General features: G+C 41.2%; 18 protein-coding genes and 1 tRNA gene. 7 read left to right on the forward strand and 12 right to left on the reverse strand.

Going from position 1 to position 26,179, the window contains the following annotated elements; all coding sequences use genetic code 11:
• Positions 1-143: 143 nt before the first annotated feature.
• Positions 144-560: a prepilin-type N-terminal cleavage/methylation domain-containing protein gene (locus GF401_12810; protein MBD3345936.1), complete on the forward strand. Its 417-nt coding sequence runs from the start codon at positions 144-146 to the stop codon at positions 558-560.
• Between the two features lie 124 nt (positions 561-684).
• Here the strand turns inward: GF401_12810 and GF401_12815 are convergent, their stop codons facing one another.
• Both GF401_12815 and GF401_12820 read right to left on the reverse strand, forming a co-directional pair.
• Positions 685-2,727: a tetratricopeptide repeat protein gene (locus GF401_12815; protein MBD3345937.1), complete on the reverse strand. Its 2,043-nt coding sequence runs from the start codon at positions 2,725-2,727 to the stop codon at positions 685-687.
• A 55-nt stretch (positions 2,728-2,782) separates the two neighbouring features.
• Positions 2,783-4,843 carry a tetratricopeptide repeat protein gene (locus tag GF401_12820; protein ID MBD3345938.1) on the reverse strand — a complete coding sequence of 687 codons (2,061 nt, stop codon included), beginning with the start codon at positions 4,841-4,843 and terminating at the stop codon, positions 2,783-2,785.
• Positions 4,844-5,013: 170 nt separating this feature from the next.
• Here GF401_12820 and GF401_12825 point away from each other — a divergent pair, with 170 nt between their 5' ends.
• On the forward strand, positions 5,014-7,011 hold the full coding sequence (locus GF401_12825) for a tetratricopeptide repeat protein (protein MBD3345939.1): 1,998 nt from the start codon (positions 5,014-5,016) through the stop codon (positions 7,009-7,011).
• Here GF401_12825 and GF401_12830 read toward each other — a convergent pair.
• Genes GF401_12830 through GF401_12845 form a run of 4 tightly spaced genes read right to left on the reverse strand, consistent with a single transcriptional unit; the run spans position 6,995 to position 11,854 of the window.
• Positions 6,995-7,726: a methyltransferase domain-containing protein gene (locus GF401_12830; protein ID MBD3345940.1), complete on the reverse strand. Its 732-nt coding sequence runs from the start codon at positions 7,724-7,726 to the stop codon at positions 6,995-6,997. The genes GF401_12825 and GF401_12830 overlap by 17 nt on opposite strands.
• Before the next feature lie 38 nt (positions 7,727-7,764).
• Positions 7,765-9,198, reverse strand: a complete 1,434-nt coding sequence (locus tag GF401_12835; protein MBD3345941.1) for a glycosyltransferase — start codon at positions 9,196-9,198, stop codon at positions 7,765-7,767.
• On the reverse strand, positions 9,198-9,968 hold the full coding sequence (locus GF401_12840; GenBank protein ID MBD3345942.1) for an FkbM family methyltransferase: 771 nt from the start codon (positions 9,966-9,968) through the stop codon (positions 9,198-9,200). Before GF401_12840 ends, GF401_12835 begins: the two co-directional genes overlap by 1 nt.
• The gene (locus GF401_12845) at positions 9,965-11,854 is read right to left on the reverse strand and encodes a hypothetical protein (protein ID MBD3345943.1); all 1,890 of its coding nucleotides are present in this window, start codon (positions 11,852-11,854) and stop codon (positions 9,965-9,967) included. Before GF401_12845 ends, GF401_12840 begins: the two co-directional genes overlap by 4 nt.
• 251 nt (positions 11,855-12,105) lie before the next feature.
• Between GF401_12845 and asnB (GF401_12850) the strand changes: the two genes are divergently transcribed.
• Complete coding sequence (gene asnB / locus GF401_12850; GenBank protein MBD3345944.1) at positions 12,106-14,016, forward strand: asparagine synthase (glutamine-hydrolyzing); 1,911 nt, start codon at positions 12,106-12,108, stop codon at positions 14,014-14,016.
• Here asnB (GF401_12850) and GF401_12855 read toward each other — a convergent pair.
• Both GF401_12855 and GF401_12860 read right to left on the reverse strand, forming a co-directional pair.
• Positions 14,004-14,993 (reverse strand): glycosyltransferase, encoded by a 990-nt coding sequence (locus tag GF401_12855; protein ID MBD3345945.1) that lies wholly within the window; start codon positions 14,991-14,993, stop codon positions 14,004-14,006. The genes asnB (GF401_12850) and GF401_12855 overlap by 13 nt on opposite strands.
• Positions 14,994-15,194: 201 nt before the next feature.
• Entirely contained in the window at positions 15,195-16,133 is a 939-nt protein-coding gene (locus GF401_12860; GenBank protein MBD3345946.1) for a flippase-like domain-containing protein, read from the reverse strand.
• Between the two features lie 202 nt (positions 16,134-16,335).
• On the opposite strand from GF401_12860, the gene GF401_12865 reads away from it, so the two are divergent.
• Positions 16,336-18,699 (forward strand): hypothetical protein, encoded by a 2,364-nt coding sequence (locus tag GF401_12865; protein ID MBD3345947.1) that lies wholly within the window; start codon positions 16,336-16,338, stop codon positions 18,697-18,699.
• 11 nt (positions 18,700-18,710) lie between these two features.
• Here the strand turns inward: GF401_12865 and GF401_12870 are convergent, their stop codons facing one another.
• From GF401_12870 to GF401_12885, 4 genes are read right to left on the reverse strand one after another with little or no spacing between them, the layout of a single operon-like run.
• Entirely contained in the window at positions 18,711-19,592 is an 882-nt protein-coding gene (locus GF401_12870; GenBank protein ID MBD3345948.1) for a hypothetical protein, read from the reverse strand.
• 50 nt (positions 19,593-19,642) lie between these two features.
• A complete protein-coding gene (locus GF401_12875; GenBank protein MBD3345949.1) occupies positions 19,643-20,407 on the reverse strand; it encodes a methyltransferase domain-containing protein in 765 nt (254 codons plus the stop codon).
• Between the two features lie 2 nt (positions 20,408-20,409).
• Complete coding sequence (asnB, locus tag GF401_12880; GenBank protein ID MBD3345950.1) at positions 20,410-22,323, reverse strand: asparagine synthase (glutamine-hydrolyzing); 1,914 nt, start codon at positions 22,321-22,323, stop codon at positions 20,410-20,412.
• A gap of 6 nt (positions 22,324-22,329) precedes the next feature.
• On the reverse strand, positions 22,330-23,466 hold the full coding sequence (locus GF401_12885; GenBank protein ID MBD3345951.1) for a glycosyltransferase: 1,137 nt from the start codon (positions 23,464-23,466) through the stop codon (positions 22,330-22,332).
• Positions 23,467-23,593: 127 nt separating this feature from the next.
• Between GF401_12885 and GF401_12890 the strand changes: the two genes are divergently transcribed.
• The 3 genes from GF401_12890 to tilS all read left to right on the forward strand — a co-directional run bounded on the left by GF401_12890 (position 23,594) and on the right by tilS (position 25,991).
• Positions 23,594-24,358, forward strand: a complete 765-nt coding sequence (locus tag GF401_12890; protein ID MBD3345952.1) for a glycosyltransferase — start codon at positions 23,594-23,596, stop codon at positions 24,356-24,358.
• A 137-nt stretch (positions 24,359-24,495) separates the two neighbouring features.
• Positions 24,496-24,569 (forward strand) — tRNA-Met (locus GF401_12895).
• A gap of 33 nt (positions 24,570-24,602) precedes the next feature.
• Positions 24,603-25,991 (forward strand): tRNA lysidine(34) synthetase TilS, encoded by a 1,389-nt coding sequence (gene tilS / locus GF401_12900; protein MBD3345953.1) that lies wholly within the window; start codon positions 24,603-24,605, stop codon positions 25,989-25,991.
• Positions 25,992-26,179: the final 188 nt, after the last annotated feature.

A 26,179-nucleotide genomic window follows, 5' to 3' on the forward strand; every position in this document is an offset into this window, starting at 1 on the left:
TAGCAGTTCTATCCACCTAAGAGGGTTATAAGCCCGGGAAAGGAGTGGCTTTTTAGAAAAGTTCAGTAAGTTTTAACCCTTAAATAACATTAGAGGGACAGAACAGCGTATTTATTTAACTCTTTTAGAGGGAAGAAGTAATCATGAAAAAATTAACACAAAAGGGTTTTACCCTGGTTGAATTGATGGTCGTTATTGTCATTGTCGGTATTCTGGCGGCGGTAGCTATACCGCGGTTTACCATGGCATCACATAAAGCGAAGGCTTCCGAATATCCTACGATTTTGACGCAGATTTATACTGCCGAGCTTTCATACGAAGCAGAAACCGGATCTTATTCCGATGCCTGGACTGATATCGGTGTTGATAATCCAACCGGCCAGAGCAACTGGTTTTCATATTCTATCCCCAGTGCCGGAGTGGGAAGCTTTGATGCTCGCGCAGATGTTGCTGTCACTTTCGGTGATGCCACTGCTGGAACAGATTATGCTCAAATCGATGAAAACAACAGTAAAACCGGCACAACTGATTTAACGAAATATGTAACGAACTGGCGATAGTTACCAGTTTCTCTTTGAATTGTCTTTTAAATCCCTGCCCCTGTACAAGAAAATGTGCAGGGGTTTTTTATATGTTATCCCCATAATATTGCCAAATACACTGCGGACAGACTGCATGTGTGATTTATTTCCGCCTTTTAATTTTCTCGATATATTGGTGCACTTCCGGAATATTCTCATTTATCCTCAATGCTGCATCATAATCCGACAATGCCGAATCAGGCATACCGAGACGGACAAAGGAATTTCCCCTGTTTACATAGGGTTTTGCGGATTGGGGCGACAGCGCGATTGCGCGTGAAAAAAGGACCGTGGCTTCCCGATATTTGCCGACATTCATTAAAAGAGTGCCAAGATTATTGAGCAATTCCCACCTTTCCGGGTTAAAATATGCGGCCAAGGCTGCATGATGAAGCGCTTTTTTCATTTGAGTCTTTTTCAGATAGATATTCGCACAGTAATGGTGTGCCTCCCAATCATCGGATTGTAATTCAAGAGCCCTCTTCCAGTATTTCAATGAAGAATCCTGCCTGTTGGTTTGAAAAAATAAGCGGCCGAGTGAAATGTACGAAAGCCTGAAATCTGCCTCAACGGTGATTGCATTCTTGAAACAGTCCTCTGCCGCAGAATAGACCCCCGAGTCTTTAAACGCAACCCCCATATTATGGTAGGCCTTGGCATATTCAGGATCAGACTCTATTGCTTTTCTAAAGCGGTCAATTGACTGAAAACAGTCGCCTTTATAGGCAAACACCAGACCTAAATTATAATTTGCAATAGCATCATGCGGCTTGATCTTCAATGCTTCATTAAAATGAAATGATGCAGTATCATATAATCCTTGTCTAAAAAAAATCGCTCCGATATTAGTATGGGCGATATAATTCCCCTCCGTAACTTTAAGTGCATGACTGAAAACCGTTAGGCCATTATGCCAGTGTTGAATTTGTTGCCGCGTCGAGCGTGCAAGTAACAGAAGAATTGTACATGCAATGAATATTTTCACAGTAATTATATGCCTTCTTTTTTTGAATAGCTCTTTCATTGTCCATGCAAAGATGATAAAAAGTCCAATCAAGGGCACATACGCATATCTATCAGCTCGAGCCTGAGCACCGATTTTCACGATTCCTATGACTGGAACCAACGTTCCAAGATACCAAAACCATCCAACACCCAGCCAGGGAAATCTTCCTATATTTTTTACTGCCAAAAACGTCATAGCACCAATAAACCCTAAAGCTATCATAAGCAGAGGTATATTTATTTCAACTGGAAAAGGATAAAATATTGCCAGCTTCTGTGGCCATATCATACTCGCGGTATACCGCAAATACGAAACTGATGAATTTACTATTTTGTATGCTAATGGATATTCATATATCGCTTTTCCGGCTTCCTGTGTCATGTAGGCTACAAATGAAGCGATAAAAGCCATCAGAAAAAAAGGTGTTTTCTCCAATATTAATTGTCTGATATTCCTGAATCGTCCACCAGAATAGGGACGCGATTTTCCATTATATGCCTTTGCTTCACCGAATGGTGTTTCCACTCTCCTGAGGGGCCAATAATCCAGCAGCAGAAGTACAAAAGGAAATGTTACAAGCATGGATTTTGCCATCAGCCCGAAGCAGAAATAGAGAAATGACAGGATATGCGATTGTCGTTTTCCGTATTTTGCATAATCGGCGTACTTCCAGATTGCGGCCAGCATAAAGAAGGTACTGAGCACATTTTTCCTTTCAGCTATCCATGCAACGGATTCCACATTTATTGGATGCAGGGCAAACAATGCCGCCACCAAGGCACTGCGCCACACTGTTTGTGATAACCTCAAAAGGACCAAAAAGAGGAGAAGCGCATTTAACATGTGTATAATGATGCTTATTCCATGATGACCGCTGGCATTATCCCCGAAAAACTCATAATCGACCATATGTGAAAGCCATGTTAAGGGATGCCAATTCCCCTCATACTTACTGGTAAAAGCCCAAATGATGTTGTTTATTGTCAAACCACCAGTAACATGCTCGTTTTTCGTCACATATTCAGCATCGTCATAGTTGACAAAACCATATTGCGTGACAGGATAATAAACAACCAGTACCAACACAGCAAGCAAAACACTGATTATTGATCGCTTGTGCCTCCGGATATTATTAATCACATACGTAAAACATGCCTTTTGTATAGCAAACCTCCAGACTTAACAAAAATATAGATTAGTTAACATTGTCATCCTCAGCCTGAAAGCCAAGCTCCCTGGTTGTTTTTTCTAAAAGATCAATCGCCTGAATAAAATCAGGGTCAAGGGAAACGGCTTTTTTTAAATCAGTGATTGCGGCTTCAAATTCACCCAGCGCACGATACGTTTTTGCTCGGTTAAAATAGGCGTTCTTGCTTCTGGGGTTGAGAGAAAGGGCAACAGAAAACGTTTTCAGGGCATCACGATAATTCCCACATTTCAAAAGAATATATCCAAGGTTATTATAGAGTTCCCAGAAACCATCATTATATTTTATTGCTTCAGTAAAATGAAAAACAGCCTTCTTACATTTTTTCTTCCGTGCATGAATAAACCCCAAAAAGTTATGCGCCTCCCAGTTTTGATAATTCAGCGAGATAACTGTAGCAAGACGACGATAGGAACTATCCAACTTGTGCTGCTTGAATAATTGCCTTCCCAAACCAAGATGTGCCGGCCAGTAAAGAGAATCTATTGCAAGAGCTTTTTTATACAAATCGATTGCGCAGGAGTCACAGCCCTGCATTTCCAAGGCTTCACCTAAACTATGATATGCTTCTGTATGGGTAGAATCGACACGGATAACCGTTCTAAAGAGTCGAATCGCCTTTTTTATATTTCCCTCATTTGCTGCAATTATCCCGAGATTATATAGGGGGACCGGTAAAGTGGGTGCCATTTTATTGGCAATTGTTAAATGTTTTTTCGCATTTTCATATTGTTTATTCGAAAGGTAAGCAACACCCAGATTTGCATGGGCCAAGGGATTTACAGGTGCTATTTTTAAAGTATGAATAAAAAGAGTTGTGCTGTTTTTCCAATAACAGGCTTGCTTTCTGGTCATTACTGCGAACAGAATGACAATCCCTGCACCCATAGCATATCCAACCATTTTGATTCTGGGCGATGATTTGAAGATTTTATCTGCTGTTAGGGAAACAATAATAAATAAGCCGATAAATGAAATATATGCATATCTGTCGGCCATGGCTTGAGGGCCGACCTGTATCAGTCCGATCACCGGGATAAGTGTTCCAAGATACCAAAACCATCCTGTTACCAGCCATTTTTTTCTTTTTGCCTTTGCCGACACAACGATCGTAATGCCCATAATGAGCATGGTTGAAATAATTATATGCGGTATTTGGGGCATCCCACGGTGTGGGTAAGGTACGGCCAAATTCAAAGGGAGTACCATTTTTTGTAAATACCTGCAATATGAAACAACTGCATTGCCGACTCGAACCGATAGAGGATAACCGGAAGCCGTTGCCCCCGCCGCATCCTGAGTCACATAGGTAATCATGCTTGAAATGGTCGCTAAAATAAAAAGGGGTACTTTTTCTATGAACATTTGATGTATATGATATCGCCTTTTCTGCTCCTTTCTTTGCCTTGAATAACCTGATAGCTGAACTCTTCCTGCAGGCCAGAAATCAATAAGAAGAAATAGAAATGGAAGGATTACCAACGCCGGCTTCGCCATCAGACCCAAAGAAAAAAATAACGCCATATACATGTAGGTGGATCGGCGCGGCATTTGAATGTAGTTCCAATAAAACAGCAGTGTTACTATCATAAAAAAGGTTGAAAGGACATTTTTTCTTTCTGCAATCCATGCCACCGATTCTACATTTATAGGATGAACAGCAAAAAGTATTGCAATCATGAAGCTGCTTCGTAATGATAACGACATGCGCCTAAACAATAAAAAGAGCATAAGCGCATTAATTATATGAAGAAGAAGACTGGTTACATGATGTCCGGAAGGATTCAGGCCGTAGAGCTCACAATCAGTCATGTGCGAAATCCAAGTTAAAGGGTGCCAATTGGCGGCGTGACTATGAGTAAAAGCCCAGATTATATTCCTATTTGAAAGGCCGGTATTAACATGCCGATTATCCAAAATGTAATCGTCATCATCTAAATTAATGAAATCTCCATCAATTACAGGCCAATATGAAACAGCAATAACAATAGCAATACATAAGCCCATTATTTGTTGAGGGTTATGCGAAATTATTTTGTTCACCTTCATGGTAGCTTAGTAGCTGAGATAAAAATAGTTGGAGAATAAATTCAAGGGTTTTTTAGATGATCGTTGTGATATTTCCCGGGGAATGGTAACACTGTCTTTAGAAATTGTATGATTTAATTCTGTAATATATAATATTAAAATACAAGACTAATCTAAGGATCTCTAATATAATGAACTTCCATAACTTGATCCCCCTTTTTAAAAAGCATATTAGCTCCTTAGTCCCCCTCTTATTAATCATTGCAGTTGGGATAACCTACTGGCCTCTTCATAAAAACGGTTTTCTACAAAGGTACGATGATTATGATTACATCGTAGAAAATGAGCATGTGAACACCGGCCTTACCTTTCCAAATATTCAATGGGCGTTTTTTTCTTCTCATGCGGCAAATTGGCATCCCATGACATGGATATCACATATGCTCGATTGCCACATTTACGGTCTCAACCCTAATGGACACCATTTTACGAACCTTCTGATACATATCGCAAACAGTATCCTCCTCTATTTCCTGCTCTTGTACGGTAGTCGATGCCCCTGGCGAAGCCTCTTTGTTGCCCTGCTCTTTGCCCTCCACCCGATAAATGTCCAGTCGGTTGCCTGGGCAGCGGAACGGAAAGAACTTCTTAGCACCTTTTTCGGATTTTTATCTCTTAGAGCCTATTTTGCCTACGGACGTCATCCAAACATTAATAAATATTTGTTTTCGCTGCTCTGTTTTTTGCTTGCGCTCATGTCGAAGGCCATGTTAGTGACACTTCCATTCCTTTTATTTTTGCTGGACTACTGGCCCCTGAAACGTATTCCTTTTCATGGTCCTGGGAAATTACATTTACAGACTGCCTCCGGGCTTAAACGTTCCGCACTGATAATTATTGCTGAAAAAGCCCCCTATTTTGTGGCCTCGATTGCAGTAAGCATTATTACAATTGTGACTCAAAAGCAGGCCGGAGCAATGGCTCCCTTGGAAAGCATCCCTCTTTTAGTCCGCCTTGCAAATGCAATAACTTCGTACTGTGCCTATATCTCTAAATTGATCTGGCCGACAAATCTCTCTGTTATTTATCCGCATCCAGGGATGCCGAACCCGCTAATTATCTTCCTTTCTTTTATAGTGTTAAGTATCCTTATCTTTTTGGCAATTAAATTTATAACTAAAGCTCCATGGATGTTTATCGGGTTATTCTGGTATCTTGGTACCCTTTTGCCGGTAATCGGCTTCGTGCAGGTAGGGGAACAACCAATGGCAGACCGATACGCTTATTTTCCTTTCATTGGCTTATACATACTCCTTTCATGGAGCATGGGGTACATAGTACAAAGGACTAAATTCATTATATTAATTCCCGCCACAATCGTTTTGGTATTTTTAGCAGGAATAACCCAAAAGCAAATAACCTACTGGCGGGACAGTATTTCACTATTTCAGCATGCTGTAAATGCAACCGAACAAAATTATTTGGCCCATTATAATCTGGCCTATGCCTTCGCAGATAACGGCCAATTTGAAAAGGCTATCCATCATTATAAGCATTCAATCACCATCCAACCTTCGGCAAATTCCTACAACAATCTGGGGGTTGTCTATCTTAAACTTAATGAGCCACAAAAAGCACTGTTGCAGTTTTTCAAAGTGCTGGAACTTGATCCGGAATATGAAGAGGCCTACTATAATCTTGGTATGTGCTACGCACGAATCGGAAAAGTCAAACGGGCAATACGTGCTTATCAAAAAGCTCTTGAATCAAATCCCGAATACTGGGAAGCCTTGAATAATATAGGATTACTCTATTTACGTAACGGGTCATATAAAGAAGCTGTTTGTTATTTTACCAAAAGCCTGCATGTTAATAAAAAGAATATATCGACATATCTCAAACGAGGAAAAGCTTATCATAAAATGGGCAAAATCGATTCTGCATTGTCGGATTATTTGACCGTCCTTGGAGCTTACCCCCAAGATGCGTATTTATTATTTGAAATCGGCTTACTATATGAGCTAGGCGGCGCTTATCATATGGCTGTAGAAAAATATTCTCGGGCAGCACAAATAATGCCTGAGAATAAACATTTCAAAAATAAGCTGAAAACAATCAGATCAAAAATACCGCAAGAGCCACCATCCGAAAGTCCCGTTTCTGATTCGATTGCTACTTCTTCCGAATAGCTATATATGCTCTGAATGCAGTAAAATATCGAAGCGGTGCAAAAATCGCCTCTGCAGCCATAAATAGAGGAATTAGGAAATCAGGAATGAAAGATCGACCTTCAAACCCACCGGAAGCAGGATAAAGAATACTGCACATCCTGTTAACCTTCACCAATTTGAAATCATCGCCAAATCGAGACAAAAACTTCTTCCTGAATTTGAAAAACAACAAATATGCAATTGCCTGGTTTGATTCCCAGGGATTTTTTCCCCCATCATCAGAAGCCAAGAAATAATCCTTATCCATAAGAAAGGGTTCTGGATGAAATTTTCTGTAAACAAACAAAGACAAAAGCGATGGATATGGTTCAATTAAAATTATTTTACCATGCTTTCTTAATATCCTTGATGCTTCCTGAAAAAACATGAGCGGATCGGACAAGTGGTGCAAAACATCTATCATCACGATATTTGAAATTGTATTTTTTTTAAAAGGCAACCGATGTGCATCTTGACACAGATTAAGCCAGCTGCAGAATTGAATATCGGACGCGATGATTCGCCGATGAAAACTCTTGAAGTTGCCGATTCCTGCGCCGATTTCAAGTGTGGGAGTATCAAACCTCGACAAGTCTTCGAGTATTTTTTGATACCACCTTGTGTAAACAAGTTGCAAAATTCTTTTTTTTTGCCATATTGCTCTATGTCTTTGGGTTTTTTCGCTTGTAATCATTCAATGGATATTCTTCTTTAGAATGGAAACAATTGCTCCTATGCGAATTTAATTTTATTCATAGCGAAGGCCATCATCTCAAAGAGCAGTAAGCCGTGTCTGAACCGCGAAATATTGGTGCTGCCGTATGTTCTGGCCTGATACCGGACCGGTACCTCAACAATTTTCAGATTCAGTTTAGCGGCGCCGAAGATCATATCGAAATCACCAAAGGGATCGAACTCGCCAAAATAGCTTCTGTTCGCCTCGATTCGCTGCCAGTTTTTACGGGATATAACTTTAGTTCCACATAACGTATCTTTGATTCGCTGACCTAAAATCCATGAAAACATGATCGAAAAAAATTTGTTGCCGAACATATTCAAGGTCTGCATCGCCTGTTTTTCCATGGGATAGACCAGTCGGGAGCCGTTAATAAACTCGCCCTGGTTACTTGCGACGGCGGCATAAAATTTGGGCAGGTCTTCCGGCCGAACAGTAAGATCGGCATCGAGAATCATCAGAATATCTCCCCGGGCCAGAGAGAACCCCAGCCGCACCGCATCACCCTTGCCCTTTCCCTTTTGCACTGCGTATTTAACATCATGGGAACCCTGGTATTTCTCTGCAACCCGCCTGATTTCATCAAGAGTGCTGTCTTTTGAGTTTCCTTCAATAAAAACGATTTCTGTATGTCTTCCCATTACAGGAATTCGCTTGACAGCATTTTCGATATTGCCTTTTTCATTGCGTGCCGGAATTATCACACTCACCGAATATTCATGCTCATTCTCTGGCTTTCGTGCCTGCCGTGCAACAACATAGCCGGTTAAGCACAATTGATTAAAGAAAGGAAGGGGGGCGATATACTTATTTATAAAGCCGCCAAGGAGAGGAATTGATTTCGGTACCAGAAAACGTTTTCCCTGTTTTATAATTTCAAAACCCTCAACATGCAACAGATTTTCGATATCCAGTTCATTGAGCCAGTTCAATCTGGTCTGGGGCATTTTCAATCGAAGGAATTCTGCAAGCTTCAAAATCGGTTGCCACAGAAAATTATGATAGGTAACGATTATACGTGAATCGGGCGTGGTTACTTTCCATAACTGGTGAAAAGCTTTTTGTATATCCTCAAAATACCCCAGGGTATCGGACAAAATTATATAATCGAACTTTTCGGCAATCTCGATATTTTCCCCATCCATGACATGGAATGAGAGTTCGGAATATTTCTTTTTAGCAATTTCTATCATTTTTTCGGAAATATCAATCCCGACACCCCGATGCGGATTAAGGCTTTTCAGCAAATCCCCGGTTCCGCATCCAATTTCCAATACCGAACTCTTCGCCGGAACATTAAACCTGAAAAATTTCCTTAAATCGTTATGGTAATACCTGTTTTTTTCAATATACCGGTCGCGTTTTTCTGCAATTGTATTGATAGACCGGCTTACGCGCTTCTTATTCTCAGAAAGCAGTTGCTTATTCATCAGGATTCCTTACTGCCATAAAAATCAGTATAAAAATATTCATTATCACTGTTATTTCTGCACTCATCAAGTGATATATCATCAAACATATGAATTCGTATATTCAAGCTTGCCAGGAAGGAGATATATTCATCCACAGAAGTCCCCGCCTTCCGCAATCCATAGGGCCAGAGTTCACTAATGATAATTACCCCGTCAGAACGATTAATTGTATTCTGCATTCCCTTCAGGGCGGCAAAATCGGCCCCTTGAATATCCAGCTTAACAATATCAACCTTCTGTACATTTTCTTTAAAATAGTCATCAATACAAACTGCGGATACCTCAGAAACCCTGCGATGATCACCACTGTCGTAGACCCGATGGTCTACATTCATTTTTTCTGAATGATATAATTTGATTGTTCCCGATTTTTCGGCAACAGCCGCCTGATGTCGCTGTATACATGGTATGCCTGCTGTTACTTTCGTCAGACGGACAAAATTAGCCGGATCGGGCTCAAAGGCATGGACGGTTCCAGTATTATTCATCAGCTTTGAAAAAAGGACCGAATAAAATCCTATATTGGCGCCGATGTCCAGGATTGTCATTCCTGGTGTTAGAATATTCTCAAGAAAGCGTATCTTTTTTCTCTCCGATTTGTATTTATAGGCAAAATAGAATGGTTTGTAAAGAAAGAAAGCATGACTATACACAAAATTCATAGTAGAAAACAGCCGATAGGATAAAGGAACATTTCTTCGGTCCATGTGCACGTTACACCTTTTCATTCAAAATGAGTTACTATTTTCCCCTGATATAAATCATGAACACCGTTCCCGCCCAACCGAACCAATTCGGCCGAAAGAAAGCCGTCGGAATAAATTCCTATATCGTTATCAAAAACAATATGGAACCATTTTTGCGTACATAAATCAAATATCCCGGCCAGATAATCCCCCTTTTTAACGGCCTTGAATACGTGATTGTTCAGGAAAACAGAGGGATTGTTTTTGTTATAGGCAGATATTTTCACTTCCGACAATGTTGAAGGTGTCGTATTGTCGCCGACAATGTGGATATATGCGACATTTTTTGCACGGAAAACCACCCGATCTTCACAATGGGCTGCGATTTTATTTTGCAGTTTTCTGTCGCTGATTACTTTTACAAACAATGGACCGACAATCAAAATGAGTAGCAAAGCAAGAGCTGCGTGGAAATGGAAACCATCATGATTATCGTGGTGTTCGAGCAAAAATCCTTTATTATCTTTTTTAAATTTAATCAGCTCAAGCAGGATACCTGTCCCCACTGAAACAAGCGCGCAATTAATCGGCATTGTTGCGGCATACACTCTATAGCCGCCATCAACAAGAAAGGGCGAAGAAAGCACTATGCCGATAAGTGAGACAATGAGAAACAAGCCAAGTTGCCGTATTTTGTTTTCTTTTATAACAAACAATCCGATAAACACCATGATAAAGGGCACCAGAAGAGAATACTTATTTATCACAAAATTGAAGGGTATCGTAAAACTGAAGAGATGAAGCGTTGAATGTAACAACACCCTCCCTATTGTAGCAAAAAAGGGAATTGGGTTTTTTTTAAGTTCGGCCTTTGCATACTCATAGGCTAATCTCGACTGCTCGGCTTCGGGGAGCGATGATAATTCCGGATGCTCATTATACACATGTGTCCATCCTTTACCACCCTTCACCATTCCATAAAGGGTATATGAAAAATTCGAAATACGGAGCCCTTTCCCTGATGATCCGACTAATGTGAGCATTGTCGAATTAATAATCATCACCATTAGTATCACTATTATTCCCATGAGTCCATGGCGATAGTTTAATCGGGCTTTATTGCGAAAATGGTATGCGCCGTAGAGAACAAGTAAAGGAAGGATGAAAAAGGCCCCGACCCTGATGCTGAGGGCGAGGGCAAGGAGAAACAACCCGAATATGTACCGGCCTTTTTTAGACGTGTAAACCCCTGTAAAAAGAAACACAAATGCATAGTTGCCGAAGAGCAATCCAACCGGCTCGGTGAGCAATGTTCCATTAAAAAATGAGAAAAAACTGGAAAGAAGAAGGAGCATTAAAAAGGCTGCAAATGTTCCAAAGGCGAAATAGATGGTTTTGGCTGCATGGTATATTGAAATTGCAACTAACACCACGGTTATAAAAATTGTTAATTGCAGATTTTGACCGGTTACTTTCAAAAGAACAGCATAAAAACATATGGGCAAGGGCCGCCGCAGACTGTTCCACTCATCCAGTCTGCCGAATTCAATTAACCGTTTCGCTCCGGCACAATACCCCTGCGGATCGCTATAGGGAAGGAACCCGCCGATGGTAAATAACGGGTGCCCGATATTCTTAAGCCATGTTTCATAGAGAATGGAAACATTAATTACCAGTGCCAAAGCAAAAAGTAATAACGAGAAAAGAGGTATCTTTTTAAGATAAGCAGCAACAAGAGGAGACCTGACATGCTTCTGAATCCAATGCTCTTTCTCACTATTATATGTGTCATAGAGAAACAGCACAACAGCAAATACAGGCAGAATCCAAAGTACCTTATCATACGAAAAATGCGGATAGAAAAGATAAAACATCAAAAAAAGAATTGACCCGGCGAGCAAATAGGAAACCAGGGAGATGTTTGTCACCTCCCTATGAAAAAGAGCCTTGAAAGAGGTCTTTATATTCTTACGCTGTTGGTCTATTATATTCTTCATATAATTATATGTATCAGCTATGCGAATACCTTTGATGATGTACAATTATATTGTATAATAAAAACAATTAAATGTAAGCTTCTCAACCTGTTTTATGCAGATACAAATCATTTAAAACCATAATCCTGTTGAGGTATTTCAAGAGGCCCAGTGCTTTTTGAGTACTCTTATCAAAAATACACATGTGCGGAATTGCAGGCATTGTACACACGGCTAATAAGGGAATCGATCGTACGGTTCTTCAAAACATGACCGATGCCCTGGCTCATCGTGGTCCGGATGACAGTGGCATTTACCTTTCAGATACATCCAGAGGATCTTCACTCTCTATCGGTTTAGGCCATCGCCGTTTGAGCATTATCGATCTCTCCAACCACGGCCGTCAGCCAATGAGCAATGAAAATCAGACTATCTGGATTACCTTCAATGGTGAAATCTACAATTTTCAGTCATTAAGATCCGCTCTCATCCAGAAAGGCCATCATTTTCGCTCCGAAACCGACACCGAAGTAATCATCCATGGATATGAAGAATACAAAGAGGCTCTCTTTAATAAACTCAATGGAATGTTTTCATTCGGGCTCTGGGATGAAAATGTGCAAAAATTATATCTCGTCCGTGATCGTTATGGACAAAAACCACTGTATTACCGGCAAACAGAGAAGGGTATTATTTTTGCCTCTGAGCTCAAAGCGCTGCTCAAGCACCCGGATCTACACCCTGAAATAGATCTTCAGAGCCTCGGCCAGTACCTCTCATATGAGTATGTCCCTGCCCCTCATTGCATCATTAAAGGCGTACAAAAGCTTTTGCCCGGCCATTTTTGTGCCTTCTCAAGGGGAAAAACATCTGTCCATCCCTACTGGCACATAGAATTTGATAGACGGGAGACAATCGATGAACGGGAAGCGGAACACCAGTTTATCGAGCTACTCAAGCAATCAATTGAACGGCGTCTTATGAGTGATGTACCGCTGGGGGTTTTTCTGAGTGGCGGCATCGATTCAAGCTCGATCGTGGCGCTTCTTTCGGAAATAATGGATCCCAAATCGATTAAGACCTTCTCTATCGGATTTAAAGAAAAATCTTTCAATGAATCGCATTATGCCCGAAAGATAGCCGGTCATTTTGGTACTAATCATCATGAGCGGATTTTTACGCCCGGTGAAATGTTTGATATCCTCCCCGAGATATGGAAATTTTTAGATGAACCCTTTGCCGACGCTTCGGTTCTGCCCACCTACCTCCTTTCCAGAATCACGCGGGAGCATGTAACGGTTGCCCTTGGCGGTGACGGCGGAGATGAACTTCTTGCGGGTTATGATCCATTCCTTGCCCATGCCTTTGCCCGGCATTACAATCGTATCCCCTCATCCATTCATAAAAACATCATTGTTCCCCTTGCTGATAAATTGCCTGCCTCCAACAAAAATATGAGTCTCTCATTTATTCTCAAGAAATTTATTGGTGGCGTTCAGAATGATTTACCCCGGCGCAACCAGATATGGCTCGGTGCATTTTCGGCAACAGAGCAACAAAGCCTTCTCAGCAAGGATGTGCAGCATGCATTATGCGATTTTGATCCCTATGGAGATATTGCTTCAACATGTTCCGGGACTCATTTCCGCGATTGGATTGATGAACTCGTTTTTATCTATTCTCGATTTTATCTTGCCGAGGATATTTTGACCAAAATAGACCGGGCAAGCATGGCGGTATCTCTGGAAGTCCGTTCTCCATTTCTGGATGTTGAATTTGCCGAATACGTTAATCGACTTCCTTCGAATTTGAAAATGAAAGGCTTAACCCGAAAATATCTGCTGAAAAAAAGCGTTGAAAAAAAGCTCCCCAAAGAAATAATTCACCGTAAAAAAAAGGGTTTCGGCATCCCCTTAACAAAATGGATTAAAGAAGATTTCCGGCCGATTCTGGCAGATGTTTTTGCTCCCGAAAAAATTAAAAGTGAAGGTTTTTTTGAGCCGCAAGCAATTCAACACCTCCTCTCAAATCATTTTGATGAAAAGCAGGATAACCGGAAACAGATATGGACGCTTCTTATGTTTGAGATGTGGAAAAATAACTATCTGTCTTGAGCGTCGGCGTGTTCACACTTTGTACGTGAATGGCTTTTATAACTGCTGATTTTTCCAACCAGGTAATTTGGCTTGTTCTGTGACTCGTAATATGTCCGCATGAGAAGCTCGGCGATCAAGCCCATGAGGATTGAGAGAAATCCCATAAGGAAAAACAGTACCACCAAAAAAGGTATCGGCGTTTCAATAAACGACTTCCCCCCCCAGAATTTATAATAAATCATCATTCCAAAGCACAGAATCGACAAAAAGAAATTGACAAGACCGAATCCCCCGAAAACATAGATGGGTTTTTGAGAATAACTGGCAAGAAACTTCACCACGATTAAATCGAGGACGACTTTGAATGTTCTGTTCAGTCCATAATGAGAGGAACCGTGTTTTCGAGGATGATGGGTAACCGGAATCTCCGCAACCCGGGCGCCCTGCCATGAAGCATAGATGGGTATAAAACGATGCATTTCGCCATAGAGCTTTATACCTGATATGACTTCACGCCTGTATGCCTTGAGCGTACAACCATAATCTTTCAATTTAACGCCCGAAATTGCTGAGATAAGAGCATTGGCAATTTTGCTGGGCACAACCCGGGTAAAAAGCCGGTCTTTTCTCTCTTTGCGCCAACCGGAACAGACCTCATACCCCTCCTGAAGCTTTCCGAGAAGACGGGATATGTCTGCTGGATCGTTTTGCAGATCGCCGTCCATTGTTATGATAATCTCACCCTGAGCATAGTCGATACCGGCCATTATGGCAGCCGTTTGTCCAAAATTTCGCTTCAGGTGAATTGCTCTGTATCGATTATCTTTTTGCGCGAGCCGATCTATCACTTCGCCGGTAGAATCAAAGGAGCCATCATTTATCAAAATAATTTCAAAGGGCTCTCCAAGGCGTTCCAAATGATGTGAAAGTCGCTTCTCCAATTCTTCAATCGTGGCGCTCTCATTATACAGAGGGATTATAATCGACAACAGCATTAATTATTATTACCAGTGCTGGATTTTAAAATATCGAGTATTTTCATTAATTAAATTTTATCAAAGATATTACCCATAGGGAAGATTTTTGTGGAATTATTTTGTTTATTTCTTTAAAATGATTGCCTTTTCCCAGATTTTACAATGTCACATAACCTTAATCAATAAAATAAGATACGAAATTGGAAGCAGAATATGCTTTTATTTCATGAATCTGTTTCTGATTGGAAACAACACAGCAGCACCCATAAGGAAAATTATTTGAATTGAACGATTTAAAAGTCCTATCGCCAAGGCGTCTTCTGCAGAAATTCCAAGCTCCTTGAAAAAAAGGATAAAGGTAGCTTCTTTGATCCCGATACCGCCAATACTGATTGGAACTATGCTGATAAATGAAAGAACCGAAATCAGAATGACAATATTACTGAATGAAACATGGTGCCCAATTGAACGTACCAGCATCCAATTTGTTACCGTCATGAACAATATTGACAGGAGTGAGAAAAAAACAATTAAAGGAAGATGCTTTCGGTAATCTGGAATAAGGGAAAGGGCGACATTAAACCTCTTTCCCGAGGTTATTTTATTAATCTGAATAACGCCGGTTCTGATAAGCATTTTTTTTAAAAAGCCGTCCGAAAAAATAACGAGGAAAACTATGACCAAAAAACACGCTGCAAGTACGATGAAAAGAGAAAGCTTTGGTAGCGGTATCGTTTCAAATCGAATCAGTGAAATGAAAATAAAAACGATCGCTACCGTTACTAATCCCGAAAGCCGGCTGAAAAAGACACTGCCTATAGATTGGGCCATATTTCCTGTTTTCTTATTTATATCATTGATTCGTAAAATGTCGCCGCCATATTCTGTTGGAAATATATGGCCGATCACAAGTGACGGAAAATAGGAAAACAGGAGATACGAAAATGGAACCCTGTTTTTATTATCAAATAAGCATTCTCTCCACCGAAAACAATTTGTGAGGTGCCTGGCAAATACCATAATTACTCCGATTAGCAGAAATACGATATTTGCTTTGGAAAATGCCCCGGCGAGAGCCTTCATTTCGATGTTAAAAAATATCCATACAACCAATCCGATTGATATGATTAACTTGACCAGAAATTTTAAATACTTCATAATCTTGAATATATTCTTTTATGCACGCACTTTTTCATAAAATTTTTAATTACAATATATTATGCTACTATAATGGGATGGTCTCTTAAACATTTTTTTCAGTAAGGACCAGTACATCAGAAGATAGAGCATCGTTTATTACTCTTTTTTGCCCATGAACACCAGACTATTAAACAAACATTCACTTTTCTGCCTTCTTTTTTTGTTGGTTGTTTCCGTTTTGTTTTTTGCTCCGGCTTTGTTTTCCGGCAAAACATTTTATGCCTTTGATACTCTCTCCCGCTATTTCCCCTGGCGGTCTTATTCAGAGAACGTTTCAATTAATAATCCGCTGATCACCGATCCGGTGAACGTTTTTTATCCCGATCACCTCATAAATAAAGACAATAAGGCGCCATTCGGTTACTGGAACAGCCACATTTTTTGCGGCAAAATTCGACGACAGGCAAGCAATCCTCTTGTGATGCTTCTAGTTCATACTTTCCCGGTGAGCATTGCTCATGATTTACTGTTATTTATCCATCTATTCCTTGCAGGATGTTTTGCCTTTCTCTTCCTCTCAAAAATCGGGGTATCAAAAAAAGCGTCGCTCTTAGGGGCGATTGCATGGATGTTTAATGGATATGTAATGGTATGGTTCGAGTTTGAAACAATAATAATGATGGCTTCTACCTTTCCGGCCATCCTCTATGCCTTTGAATTATTCAAAAACAGGCAAAGCATAAAAACCGGCACCTTTCTTCTTGCCGGTATAGCTTATGCAATATCGATTGGAAACATTCATATTCTCATTTATCAGGGCTTGTTCACGATAGCATACATTTTTTTCTCTTATCTTCGATTTTGGAAACATTCCGAAACCCGATTTAAAAATATAATCCGTCAGCTTATCCTATTAGGGGTAATTGCATCATGTGCCTGCATCATAAATCTGACCAGTATTATAAATAATGTGAGTATTGCCGGTGCAGGACATCGAAAAGCCTACAGTTTTAATGAATTATTTGAAAAGGCCGGTAAGATTCCTGCCAGGCATCTTGTTACCTATGTCTTTCCGGAATTTTTCGGCAGTCCGGTATCAAAAATTAATCTGCTTATTCGAGACAACCAGGCATACAACAATTTCAACGAAATGTGTCTGTACGCCGGCATTGTGCCGATAATATTATGTTTTCTTTCTCTGTTATATATTCGTAAAAGGTTTGTTTTGTTTTTTCTTCTCTCTTTTATAATAACGTTATTCATGGCGATGGGTACAGTACTCTATTTACCTCTTTATAAATTTGTCCCCGGCCTTGATTTGTCGACTCCCACCCGGATTCTTTACATTACCGGTTTTTGCACAGCGATACTTGCTTCTTTGACACTTGACAATTTGATTCGCCATAGGATAAGCTTTTTCCGTTTTGCCTCAATAAGCATCGTCTTTATAACCGCGATAATACTAATTGTCGCCTTTGTTCAATCGGAACAGGGTATACAATGGTTTACCGGTATCCCTAAACCCGACATGCTGTCGGATAAAATCATCGATCATTTTACGCTTTCATTTAAGCATTTCGGTATTCAAATTCTTTTTTCCCTTTTGGCCCTTGGTATTCTCTCATTGTTTATTTTTCACACCCCATCAAATAACAGCTACTTTTTCCTTATTATCATTCTCCTTCTGGTTGACCTTGTTGGTTTCGGATATAATTACAATACCCGGTCTTCACGAAAACTTGAATATCCTGCAACACCGGGCATAAACTTTTTATTACAGGACAAATCACACTATCGGATTATGAGTTTCGGTCCCTTTCTCCATAACTCGTTTATTCCTTTTGGCATTGATGATATCGGTGGATACGCCTCCTTTTATCCGGAACGGTATGCCGAATATATTCACCTTAGTCAGCAGGGATATACTGGAGCGGCGCCCGAAAAAATTTCACGATGGCTTAGTTTCAACAAATTCGGATCACCGCTTATCAATCTCATAAATACCCGATATATTCTCTTTCCGCCGGGAATGGGAATAAACGACCCTTCCCTATCCCGTGTTTATTCCGGTGAAATGAACATCTTTAAAAATAAAAACGCCTTTCCCCGAGCCTTTTTTGTTGATAGTTTTACGGTTATTCCCAATAGAGACAGCCTTCGCAACCGGTTGGCCCAATTCACCGATGAAAATTTCAAAACCACGGTAATACTGGAACAAAATCCTGAAGAACCATATATAATCAACTCGAAAGATTCTACACGTCCACCACATTACGATATCCGATTGACTTACCTTTCTGAAAAAGAAGTTGCAATACAAATTAAAACCCGAAAAAGCGGGTTTCTTGTTCTCAGCGACAGCTTTTTCCCCGGCTGGAAAGCTTTTGTCGACAACGATGTCCAACCAATTTACAGAGCAAATTATATAATGCGGGCGATACCAATAAGGGAAGGCACCCATTCGGTAACGTTAATACTGACTTCCACTCCCCGCAAAATTGGGAGAGTCGTTTTATTCTCATCCTGGATTCTACTCTTTTGCTGTTTTTTCTTCTGGGGTATAAGGAAAGTAAGACGTGGGTAGTAACAGATCAGTTACCGGAGCTTTGCTCGCCATATTCCAAGATCAATATTCAATAATTTTTCCAGGTGCGAAATATCCGGCTCATAATTTTTCATAAGATATCTTCTGGTTTCCTCTGAAAGCCTTTCCTTCGGCGGCTTTCTCTGACCCGGAGAAACGGAATAGTTGGTTTTGTTTATCTTTAATTTATGCAGCATATTTTTTATTGGAAAAAGTACCGGAGTATTCAACAACAAAATTGCTAATCCATTTAAAGCTATTTTTATTTTCGGGCCCGGATCTTTGGCAGCATTGATTTTTTTTCCTATAACACCAGGCACAAATCTATAATCTACGCCTAAAAAATGATAAACATTTTTTATACTCTCCTCCTGATTATCGAAAAAGTGTTCATAAATCCAGATGCCAATATTTTCTCTTGGAAAATAATCAAAATATGGTTTCAATTGCCTAAAATAATAACCGAGATCGATAAATCGTTTATCCCTTTTTAATTCCTGTTCAAACGTCGGCTTGCGAAATTCTTGCGTTTTTCTTTTTAAGTATACTGAAAAAGCAACATCAGCCGGATTTCTAAGAAGCGCAATGATTTTCACTTCAGGAAAATGCCGAACGATTCTTTGCGCAGTATCAGAATCAAAATAGTAAAGCGGGGATATATCTCCCAGCAATGCGTTTTCCGGCGCTTTAACAAAATATTGCCGATAATAATCAATGCCCTTCGGATAGGAAAAATAGGTAGGATAGAGAGAATATCTATTAAAAAAATGGAGTTCTTTATTATGAGGTATCCATATCTGCGGATGCTCGGATAGCGCTGCTGCCAGCCATGTTGACCCCGCACGTGGTGCTCCAATATAAACAAAATCGAGAAAATGTTCATTTGTTATCATTTAATAGGATACCTATGCAAATTCAGAACTCGACATCTCTCTGCCGTTATTTAGTGTGCAGTTCCTACTACTTCGAAATTTGATGTTGATTTAAACCTTCCGGTCGCTGGGTTTGTTAATTTATACTCAAGATCATTTTCTTTAAACCAATTGAAAACTTCGTTATAGGAATGGAAGGTTCTCTGGGGCACGCCAAACCAATCATTTATTAGTTCTGCGTTTTGTGTTCCCCGCTCGTAATAATTTTCCTTGCCGTAAATAGCTATGTGAATCATATCAAAAATTCTGAGAAAAATTGATAACAGGGTCTGAATCAATTTCTTTATGCGCCAGGGACTTTTCTGATAGAAAATCCGGCTAAAGTTCCAAAAACCCGAAAGCCATGTCTTTAGATACACGGCAATAACAATCTTTCCCTTCGGACTTAAGTGTCGAACTAATCGATCAAAGCTTTCTCTTGCATCAGCTGTATGATGCAATACTCCCCAGCTATAGATTATATCAAACCTTTTCTCTCCCAGATCAAGTTGTGTAAGATCGTGACGTTCAAATAAAGCGCCAAGGCCAAACTGCTTAGCTCTTTCCCTTGAATTATTGATACATTCAGCAGAGGCATCGACACCTAAAACATCTGCACCCAGCTTAGAAAATGCAAGTGAAACAATTCCACTTCCGCATCCCGCATCCAAGACCCTTTTTCCTTCAACTCCTTCAGGAAATAGATGTATAAGATGATCAGCAACCTTTTTAATATCAAGGGGAAAATCCGCCCAGTGTTTGTCATAGAATTGTGAAGTCGCTTCAGAAAGTTTCATATCTATTTCCTTTCAGTGAGATTTGCTCTTCTCTGCCTCATCCATTCCTCAAGCACAACAAGGGCCCAGATACGCCTCCCATGATTTGCCCTGCCTCTTTCATGCTCATCGATAAGGCTTTTCAGACTAGAAACATCAAACATTTCATGAATATCAGCGGATGAACAAAGAAGTGTTTCTCGAACCTGCTCTTTGAGCGGATCTTTAAGCCACATTTCGATTGGTGCGGCAAAACCACGCTTGGGTCTTTTAGTAAGCTTATGCCCCAGCATATCAGAAAATGTTCTTTTCAACAGATATTTTGTATTCCGATTCTTAAGCTTGAATTCGACCGGCAATCGAGCGCAAAACTCGAAAAGCTCGTGATCACAAAAGGGCGATCTTCCCTCAAGCGAATGGGCCATTGTCATACGATCTGTTTTTGTCAGACCGTTTCCGGCAAGGTAAAATCGAGTATCAACAGCGAGTGTCTTATCGACGAATGACTGCGCCGCAGCATTGGAAAAAGCCTCTTTAAGGAGATCTGATGTAGGCGAATCCTTAACCTTCTGATACAACTCGTCTTTGTAAACAACCTGCTTGAACTGCTCGTCAAAAAATGATCCCCACCGAATAATACTTGCTTCCTTTGGCACTCTGACTACCTGTGACAGCCTTTTTAAACCCATAATCCAATTGGCTTCTATCGGGACATTATCCGGTTCTCTGAGTGGCGAAAGAACCATTGGTACAAGCTTCTGTGTTATAAACTGCGGCAGCATGCTGTAGGGCGCAACCCAGGTATCGAGCCAATACCGAGGATACCCTGCAAATGCTTCATCACCGGCATCTCCGTTAAGCGCCACCGTTACATGTTCTTTTGTCATTTGAGAAAGATAATAGGTCTGTATTGCACAGGAATCGGCAAAGGGCTCATCAAAAGCGCCCACAATTTTCGGGAGTATATCCGATAAGCGATCGGGGGATACGATAAATTCGGAATGGTACGTATTCCATTTATCGGCTACTGATTGTGCAAAAGGAAGCTCGTTGAATGAATCGGTCGAAAATCCTATTGAAAATGTTTTGATCTTTTTTGTAGCTTGCTGCGCCATTAACCCGACAATAATCGATGAATCTATACCGCCACTCAAAAATGCTCCCAGGGGAACTTCGCTAATCATACGCCGTTGTACCGCATTCATCATCAACCGTCGAAGCTCCTGTTCGGCTTCCTGTTCGGAAATTTTCAATTTTGGTTCGTAGCTCAGATCCCAGTAACTCTTCAGGGTAATGCCGTTCCTGTCATACGTAAGAACATGGGCCGGTGGAAGCTTGTGAATGTTTTTGTAAATGGTAAAGGGATCGGGGATATATTGAAGTGTTAAATAGTGATGAAGCGCCACCTCATCGAGTGTCCTGGATTGCTTGCTGTCGCAGAGAATCGTTTTCAGTTCGGATCCAAAGAAAAACTTTCCATTGCTTTCTGAATAATAAAACGGTTTTTGTCCCAAACGATCACGCGCTGCGAATAACCGATGTTTTCTTGAATCCCAGAGTGCAAACGCAAACATCCCAACCAAATGATGAACACAGGCATCTCCATATTCCTCATAGGCATGAATAATTGTCTCGGTGTCCGAATTTGATGAAAACGTATGTCCCTTATTCTGTAATGTTTTACGAAGCTGCTGAAAATTATATATCTCACCATTGAATACAATCCACAGTGTTTTATCTTCGTTGGAGAGAGGTTGATGTCCACCTTTAATATCAATGATGCTCAATCGGCGCATTCCAAGCGCTGCATAGTCATCATGATAATGGCCTTCATCATCCGGTCCCCTGTGCCGCATTACCGAACACATGCGGTGCATACAGTGGATATCGGTTTCTGATATTTTTCCCGGTGAATATATACCGCAAATTCCACACATGCTTATTTAACTCGCCGAAGTAACTCGTGTATACTCATGGACATAGCCGGTTGCAGCAGCATCCCAGCTATATTTTTCCACAACCATTTCTCTATTAAAATTTCCCATTTTTTTTTGCAAACCTGAATTCTTTCCAAGGAAAAGGAGTGCTTTTTTTAACGATATACTATCACGTGGTTTAACCAGCCGCCCTCCTTTTTCATGACACAGAATATTTTGGATTTCTCCTGATTGTGCCGCGATAACAGGCAAGCCGCAAGCCATGGCCTCCAGAAATACTTGCCCGAAGCTGTCGCCGAAGGAAGGAAGAACAAAAATATCGGCATTTGAATACCAATTCGGTAACTCCTCGTGCGGCTGAGCTTCAATGAAGCGGATTTTTTTATTCACACCCTGTTGTTCTGCTTTTTTAAGTAAATGATTTTTAAAAGGACCGGTTCCGATTAGGGTTAATTTCCACTCAAATTCATCGATTAGAGCGACGGCGTCAAGAAGGTAATCAATTCCTTTCCAGGGAACCAGCCGACCAACACAAAGAAGATTCAAACATTTCTCAGAATCCCGGCTTTTTCTTTTAGGATGAAACAGGCGAGTATCGACACCATTGGGAATCGTGGAAAAATGCAATCGATTCCATGACCTTTGGGCTGCTCTTCCCAGATGTTCGCTCAGGGCGACAACCCGTGCCGCACGCTTCCATATGTTTATATTCACCGGTTTGAGCAACAAGTGCAATATCTGAAATTCGCCGGGATTATAGCCGGGAACATCTCCTCCCCGTAGCGACACAATATAGGGAGTCGATCTGTTTGTTGCCAGTGAAATCATCCCTGTCGGCACACTGAAAAAATAATGAATAAGCGAGTATGATTCGGTCTTCATGAGTTTTCTTATACAATAAACGGCGTGCCAAACAAACGCTATCATTCCTCGCAATCCAGTCTGGTGAATAGATTTCCGATGAACCGGTAGTGAAAATACACGGGCCTTTCCACATAGGAATTTTTCCCTTGTAGCTCCCCGGGAGGTTACAACATCAACATCAACTCCCTGGGCGGCAATCTTCTCGCAAAGATGCCGGGTTGCCCTTCCGGCGCCGCCACCCACCGGGGGAAACTCATAATTTACCATTAAAATTTTCATGCCACGCGTATTATATTATCGCTGATTCAATTGACCAGTACTTTTTCCTTTTCAGTGCCGACTCAATGTGGTATTATTTTTATACAAGAATCGTATTCCGAATGCACACTCGCTTGAGTATAACATAATGTACCGCCAAAAAAAAGTAATCGTCGTCATGCCCGCGTATAATGCCGCGGAAACTATTGTGCAAACCCATCGGGAAGTGCTGGACCAGGATTTTGTCGACCGGGTGATTGTGGTTGATGATCACAGCAGGGACCGTACCGCATTCATTGCCGATTCGCTGCCGAAAACGCAGGTGGTCAGGCATGCCCTCAATAAAGGCTATGGGGCAAACCAGAAAACCTGTTACCGGATCGCGCTCGAAGAAGATGCCGACGTTGTTATCATGGTCCATCCGGATTACCAATATACCCCCCAGCTGATTCCGGCTATGGCGTCGATGATCGGTAACGGGGTTTACCATTGCGTTCTGGGTTCGCGGATTCTTGGTGGTTATGCCTTAAAAGGCGGCATGCCGCAATGGAAATATTATGCCAACCGGGCCCTGACTTTTTTCGAGAATATGCTCATGCATGCTAAATTATCGGAGTATCATACCGGCTACCGGGCCTTTTCCCGCGAGCTTTTAGAAAAAATACCATTTGACCGGAATTCGGATGACTTTGTCTTCGATAACCAGGTGCTTGCCCAGATATTGTGGCATGGCTATACTATCGCCGAAGTGAGCTGTCCCACAAAATATTTCGAAGAAGCGTCATCAATTAATTTTGCACGATCGGTGAGGTATGGATTTGGTTGTCTGGCGACGGCAATCTGTTACCGGCTTGCACGAATGGGGATATTTCGGACTAACCTTTTTCCCTTTCCCCAAAACGGCGATATGTAAGAGCTGCCGGGTCATTTTAAAAAAAAGTTCCACAAAGAGCATGGGATTGATCGCTTTAACCTTTGATCTGGAAAAAACCTATCTGCCTTTGACATGCTCAGAACCACATGCTATTTTAAATCAGTTTTAATAGTAATGGCAGCGTAGCTCAGTTGGTTAGAGCATCGGAATCATAATCCGAGTGTCCGGGGTTCGAATCCCTGCGCTGCTATTTTTTTTGCCGTTCCGGCTTTTCCTTCCTGCTATGTATTCCAATACTTTTTATGATGAGATTCTCGCATCCTGCACCCGGCTTATTGAACCCAATTCATCGATTCTGCTTGCGGTAAGCGGCGGGGCCGACTCTACTGCGCTTTTTCATGTAATGCTCCATTTGAAAGAGACATTTCCTTTTTCAAAGCTCGGTGTTGTTCATATCAATCATGGCCTGCGCGGCAAAGCATCGGATGCCGAAGAGCGTTTTGTTTGTTCCCTGGCCGAAAATGCCGGCATTCGATGCCATGTGAAGAGGCTCAGTGCGAAGAAACCTTCCGATTCCGGCATTGAAGAGTGGGCGCGGAAAGAGCGGTATACCTGTTTCGGTGAAATCATGAGAAGCCGGGGATATACATACTGTGCGACCGCCCATACCGCCGACGACCAGGCGGAAACTGTTCTCATGCGTCTCATGCGCGGAACAGGGCTCAAAGGACTATGCGGCATTCTGCCTAAACGAGATGATAACATTATCAGACCCATGCTCTGCATTACCCGCCGGTGTGTCGAAAAATGGTTGGCAGAAAAGGGTTGTTCATTCTATCACGATCATTCAAATGAAGACGTTCGTTTTAACCGTAACAGGATCAGACATCAGGTGCTTCCCCTTCTGATTGACAACAATCCCTCAGCGATTGAGCATATTTCCCAATGCAGCGTAGAAGCCCGGAATATCTGGGACATGGTTTCTCGCCGGATAAATAAGTGGATCGAAAAAAACGTAGTAACAAGTAGTGATGACCGTTTTAACATCTTAAAATCAGGGCTGGAAGACCAGGCATTAGCATGTGAATCTATCGCTCATTTATTCAGACAGAGATCCATTCCTTTCACCAGGCAGCATGTAACATCAATCCTGAGTAACCGGGAAACAACATCCGGAACATACCTCCTGCCTGGAATGTGGCGATACTTTCCCGGAAAAGAGACGATCCTTTTTTCATTGGCCTCGCAGGAAGAAAATTCGTCTGAGCCTTTTTCGTACGTGCTTTCAATGCCGGGGCGTACAACCATACCCGACACCAGTGCACTGATCTCCGCCGATTTTGTTGAAAATATCAACAACGTGCAATACAGAAAGGGCGATAATTTTACTGTTTTTTTAGATGCCGGTAAGCTGCCCGATATTGTACAATATAGAACTCTGAGCAGGAACGACCTGTTCCGACCCCTGGGGTTTTTGCATCCTGTTAAAGCATCAAGGTATTTAAAAAAGCAGAAAATCGAAAAAACTGCACGGGATAATATTGGCGTCCTTGCTTCGAAATATAGTAATATTATATGGATCCCGGGTGTGCAAATCGGTGAAGATTTTCGCATCACTTCAAAGACGACATCTATTTTAAGGATTTCATATATTAAGAATAACAGTGAATAAAGTATTGTTTTTACTCAAATTGGCAGTAAATAGTTCGGGAGAATAGTTTGGACCAGGAAGAAAAAAAAGGTCAGAAGAAGAATTTAAAGAAGTTTTTTCCTTCTCAAAAGAAGGACCAGAAACAGAATTCTGATTCAGGAGACAACAAGAAAAAACCACAGCCGGGGAAAGACCCTTCAAAAACGATT

The sequence above is a fragment of the Chitinivibrionales bacterium genome, assembly GCA_014728215.1.
GTDB lineage: Bacteria > Fibrobacterota > Chitinivibrionia > Chitinivibrionales > WJKA01 > WJKA01.